Raw genomic sequence first — 5,245 nt, 5'->3', positions numbered from 1 at the left:
CAATCTCTTAACTTCTGTTAAGTTATTGTCTTGAATTGCTTTAAATAATTTTTTGTTATTTTCACTCATAAAATTTGCCTCATTAATTAATAAATTATGTATTATAATATCTCAAGTACTTTTTGAGAATAAATTTATTTTTCTGTAAAAGAATTAGATATCCAGCTTAAACTGAATATTTTTGAGATTTTTACTGGATTTTCTATATTATAATGGTAATGGCGAAACTCAGGAAGCAATATTTTCTACCCCATACACTCTTCTTAATAAAAAATAAATATTTTATTGGTATTGTTTAGGTTTATTCCTTAATCTCTCCAATCAAGCTGTTTTGTCTGGCATCTAGGACTTTTATGTTTAATATCTGGTTCTGGTATTCATTTTTAGGATCATCTATGCATACAGACTGCATATACTCACTTTTTCCTATAATTTGATTCTTATATTTACCTTTTCTATCGCTAAATAATACTTGTAAAGTTTTATTTATCATACTGAGATTAAATTTTAGTTGCTGTTCATTAATTAATTTTTGTAAACGAGATAGGCGTTCTGTTTTTACTTCTTCTTGTACTTGATCGCTCCTTTCTGCACCTGGAGTTCCAGGTCTAGGACTATATTTAAAGCTGTAGCTTTGAGCATATTTTACTTGCTCTACTAATTGCATAGTTTGCTCAAAATCTCTTTCTGTTTCTCCAGGAAAACCAACGATAAAATCAGAAGAGAATTCTATATCATGTCTTGCATCTCGTAGTTTTTTTATTATATCCAAGTACTCAGAAACAGTATGCTTTCTATTCATTGCACGTAATACTTTATCAGAGCCTGACTGTACAGGTAAGTGGACAAATGGCATAAGTTTTTGCTCTTCCTTATGCGCCAAATAAAGAGATTCATGCATATCTCTTGGGTGAGATGTTGTATAGCGGATTCTCTCCAAATTTGGAATTTTAGCAATCTGGTTAATCAATTCTCCTAGGCTAAAAATTTTTCCTTCACACTCACCATGATAAGCATTGACATTCTGACCAAGCAAAGTGATTTCTTTTGCGCCACTATTTACCAATTTCAATGCTTCACAAAATATTTTATTTACTGGCCTTGAATATTCAGCCCCACGCGTATACGGCACTACACAAAAGGTACAAAATTTATCACACCCTTCTTGAATTGAGAGAAATACTGATGATCCTTGATCTACTGCGTCAGGAAGATTATCAAATTTTGATACTTCAGGAAAATCTATGTTTATTACGTTGCCTTTTTTTCTACTTGCTTTTACTAAAAGTTCAGGAAGAGTATGAATACTCTGCGGACCAACAACTATGTCAACAAAAGGTGCTCTTCTAAATATTTCCTCTCCTTCAGCTTGAGCAGTGCATCCTGCTACAACTACCGTAATATTCTTCTTTTTTTGCAATAAATTTATATGTCCAAGTTCTGAGTATAATTTTTCTGCAGCTTTTTCTCTGATATGGCATGTATTGAATACTACCAAATCAGCTTCCTCACGAACTTCAACAACTTTAAATCCCAGTGGTTTTACAATATTCTCCATCAAAAGTGAATCATACACATTCATCTGGCATCCATAGGTTTTTATATATAGACCTTTCATTTCTATCAAAAACTTTTATTATAGCACAAACTATCTCATATAGAACTATAATGATTTTCTTAGTGTTTCCCTTAAGGAAAATCAATCTCTTTAATGGAAATCAACAGTTATCTATCAACTTCTCTAGATGCTAGTTGTTCAGCTGAAGAATTTGTTATTCTACTACTGTTTACTCCATTACTATTTTCTTGAGATCTTCTTTGCAATTCATCATCCAATATTTTTACTATCTTCTCATACGCAGTACCTTTATACTTCGGAACTCTATATTCTTTATAATCTAATGATGAAAAATTGGCTCCTCTATCTAATAAAAACTTTATACTCTTTGTATTACCACACAAAATAGAACTTTGGATAATGGTTTTTCCGTTACTTGCTTTGTTATTAATATCAGCTCCATTATCTAATAAGAGCGTAGTAATTTCTATATCTGTACTCAATATAGCATAGTGTAATGGGGTAATTCCATTACTATCTCTGGCATTAATATCAGCTCCTTTTTGTATAATAGTATCTACAAATTCATTAATTCTAACCTGAACGGCTTTGTGTAAAATAGTCTGCCATTTTTTATCTCTAGAATTAACATCGACTTTTTTAGCAATTGTGCTTTCGTGATTAAGAACTAAATTACTAGCGTTTTGAAAAAATGGAAATGCTACATGAAATTTTCTAAATTTCTCATTATCATATTGTTCTAATGCATCGAGAAATTCATTAACTACCTCATTTTCCTTTTCTTCTAAGATTTTAGATAATACATTTTTAGTTTCTTCAGAAGCTTTTTCGTTAAATAAAGTAAATAATTCTTCTCTTATTACTGCTTCTTTAAGAGATATTATTTCTTTAATAGGTTTTCTGTTTGTTGGATCTGTGTTGCTATTTTTTATCCATTTTTTAAGTGCATAATGTTCAAATATATGATTTGATATTGTATCATCTTCATACACTATCTTAACAGGATCAATCATAGATTTCAGTGTGATAGGACACTCTTCTTCTTTCTTAATTTGTTCAATTAATGATTCTAACTCAACCAATTCATTTTTAACTACTTCAACTATATGTTTTTCATCTTCTGTCACACTATCTGGATTATTTAAGAATTTTTTATAGATATCATACAAAAGACTTTCATATGTAATACTCATATTTTTACTAAATTTAATAATAAAAATATAATATATATTAATATATCAAGATAATCACTAAAATATTACATTTTATAAAAAATCTTTTTAAACTTCTTAATCTTTTATTAATAAAAATCTGAATTGAGCTTCTTTTATTGAGAAATAACTAGGCATTCTATATAATCTATATAAAGTCTCAAGGTAAATGTATGCCAAGTGTAATCACTCGTTTTGCTCCATCACCAACAGGATATTTGCATATTGGCGGAGCTAGAACTGCACTTTTTAATTATCTATATGCTAAGCATAATAACGGTAAATTCTTACTTCGGATAGAGGATACTGATCAAAAAAGATCAACTAAGGAGGCAATTAACGTGATTATAGATGGGCTTAAATGGCTTGGCATGGATCATGATGGAGAAATAGTATACCAATCTCAGAGGGTTCAGCGTCACACAGAAGTAGTAAAACTTCTAGTTGAGAAAGGAAAGGCATACTATTGCTACTGTAAAGCAGAAGAGAAAAAAGAAATAAAGAATAAAAAAAAACATAAATGTATTGTAAATAATGATAAAAATTTAAATCCTGTTGTGCGATTTAAAGTTCCAGAAGCAGAAGAAATTATTATAGATGATAAAGTACATGGAAAGATCAAAATTAATAGCTCAGAGCTGGATGATATAATAATTTTTCGTTCTGACAGTACTCCAACCTATATTTTTGCCGTTGTAGTTGACGATTATGATTCTGGTATCACACATGTAATTAGAGGCTCAGATCACTTAACTAATACTTTTAAGCAATTTCTCATATATAAAGCACTTGATTGGAACGTTCCACACTTTGCACATATTCCACTTATTCATGATGAAAATGGTAATAAATTATCTAAAAGACGTAATGTTACTAGTATTTGTGATTACAAGACTATGGGAGTGCTGCCTATTGCAATGCGTAATTATCTTTTAAGGCTAGGATGGAGTCATGGTAACGATGAAATTATTAGCGATGAAGATGCAATTAAATTGTTCGATTTGGAAAATATTGGCCGCGGGCCTGCAAAATTTGATATTAAAAAATTAGAACATTTAAATAATTACTATATTAGTAACATGGAGAATGAGGAGATTATAAATTTAATGATTCCATTATTAGACGGACAGTTATTAACTGATAAGCAAAGGTATTATCTTTCACAAGGGTTAACAGAATTAAAAAAAAGGGTATGTTATTTGAATGAATTACCAAAATTAGCTGAATTTTATATAAAAGATTTACCTATAGATTATAGTCAAGAGGCTCTTCTGGTTATAAAATCTAATCTTGATATAATAAATCTACTTATATCAGTGTTATTTGACATAGATGATAAAGATTGGAATAAAGACTACTTATCTAGTCAAATCAAGGAATTTATAAAGTTACATAGCTTCCAGCCAAGTGAAATTTATCGCTCTCTCAGAGCTTCAATCACTGGAATAATGGATGCACCTAGTATTTTAGATATTATGATAATTCTTAGTAAAGATGAGTGCATTAAGCGATTAAAATATGTAACTAGGGTATAGATCTAAATAAAAAGTGCTTTGGTTATTTTTATAACTATGTTATTATATGTATAATACATAAAAATTGTGAGGGGTGATATGCCAAAGAGTGAATTAAGAAAATTTAAAAATAAAGTTACTAAATTAGAATCTCAGGTACGTTTTTTAAGGGAAAGGTTATCTAAAAAGATACAAGATCAAGAATTTGAAGAATTATTAGCAATATGCAGCAATATTAAAGAAAAGCATAGGAAATTATTAGAAGATGCTGAATCAAAAATAGGTATATTGAATAATTGTAAGGAAGAAGAGCCAACTACAGTAAATTTGATAGATAAAGAAAAGTTATTTTGTTCTGGAGTATATCATGACACACAAGATGATGAATTAGAAAAATTGGAAGTATTAAAAAAGAAATTAGAAGAATCAAAAAAGAAAATTGATTCATATCAAGAAAAAATGTTAAGAAAAAGCATTGCAACAGCAAATACCAGTACAGATAAGTATGATCAACTCTTTAAAAAGGAAGAAGAAAGAGAAATTTGTAGAATTGACATTCAAAAATTAAGAAATGTGAATATAGATAGAATGGTTGTTTCCCTAAATAAAAAGTGCTTAGAGAGTACAAAGGAGAATATAAAGAACACTGGAGAGTACAAAAAGTTTTCGAGGAATGTAAAATTAAGAATTGATGAAGCTCAAAATATGGAAGTACTTGGTAGTATAATTGAGCAACGTATTAATCATTTGAGTTTAATGATATCTACAGCTAGTAACACACAAACAACAGATGATCTTCGAGAGGAAATAATTTCTATTTTAGAAAAAGATGGTAAGACAATTGAGCTTGGGGTAGATTATATGTGGAAGATAGTAAATAAAAAACAAAGCACTCATCTTGCAGAGGTTACAGAGCTTGAAGGTGTGACGGATCAATTAAA

Annotated in this window: 4 protein-coding genes; 2 read left to right on the top strand and 2 right to left on the bottom strand. The window is 29.5% G+C overall.

Annotated features, from left to right (window positions below; translation table 11 throughout):
- Window positions 1-301 precede the first annotated feature (301 nt).
- A complete protein-coding gene (gene miaB, locus V6U76_RS04385; protein ID WP_333023850.1) occupies window positions 302-1,618 on the bottom strand; it encodes a tRNA (N6-isopentenyl adenosine(37)-C2)-methylthiotransferase MiaB in 1,317 nt (438 codons plus the stop codon).
- A 107-nt stretch (window positions 1,619-1,725) separates the two neighbouring features.
- Window positions 1,726-2,772: an ankyrin repeat domain-containing protein gene (locus V6U76_RS04380; protein ID WP_333023849.1), complete on the bottom strand. Its 1,047-nt coding sequence runs from the start codon at window positions 2,770-2,772 to the stop codon at window positions 1,726-1,728.
- Between the two features lie 191 nt (window positions 2,773-2,963).
- Between V6U76_RS04380 and gltX the strand changes: the two genes are divergently transcribed.
- Window positions 2,964-4,325 (top strand): glutamate--tRNA ligase, encoded by a 1,362-nt coding sequence (gene gltX, locus V6U76_RS04375; protein ID WP_333023847.1) that lies wholly within the window; start codon window positions 2,964-2,966, stop codon window positions 4,323-4,325.
- Between the two features lie 78 nt (window positions 4,326-4,403).
- Window positions 4,404-5,245: hypothetical protein (locus tag V6U76_RS04370; RefSeq protein WP_333023845.1), on the top strand; the 842-nt coding region annotated here is incomplete at its 3' end.

Source organism: Wolbachia endosymbiont of Pentidionis agamae, from assembly GCF_036711655.1.
GTDB lineage: Bacteria > Pseudomonadota > Alphaproteobacteria > Rickettsiales > Anaplasmataceae > JAZHPY01.
The sequence above is the reverse complement of the archived record's forward strand: the minus strand, read 5'-3'. Positions and strand labels throughout refer to the sequence as shown.

What these genes read in the sequence shown, in the direction of transcription:
- miaB (WP_333023850.1), bottom strand. Translation starts at nt 1,618, where the DNA reads ATGAAAGGTCTATATATAAAAACCTATGGATGCCAGATGAATGTGTAT.
- V6U76_RS04380 (WP_333023849.1), bottom strand. Translation starts at nt 2,772, where the DNA reads ATGAGTATTACATATGAAAGTCTTTTGTATGATATCTATAAAAAATTC.
- gltX (WP_333023847.1), top strand. Translation starts at nt 2,964, where the DNA reads ATGCCAAGTGTAATCACTCGTTTTGCTCCATCACCAACAGGATATTTG.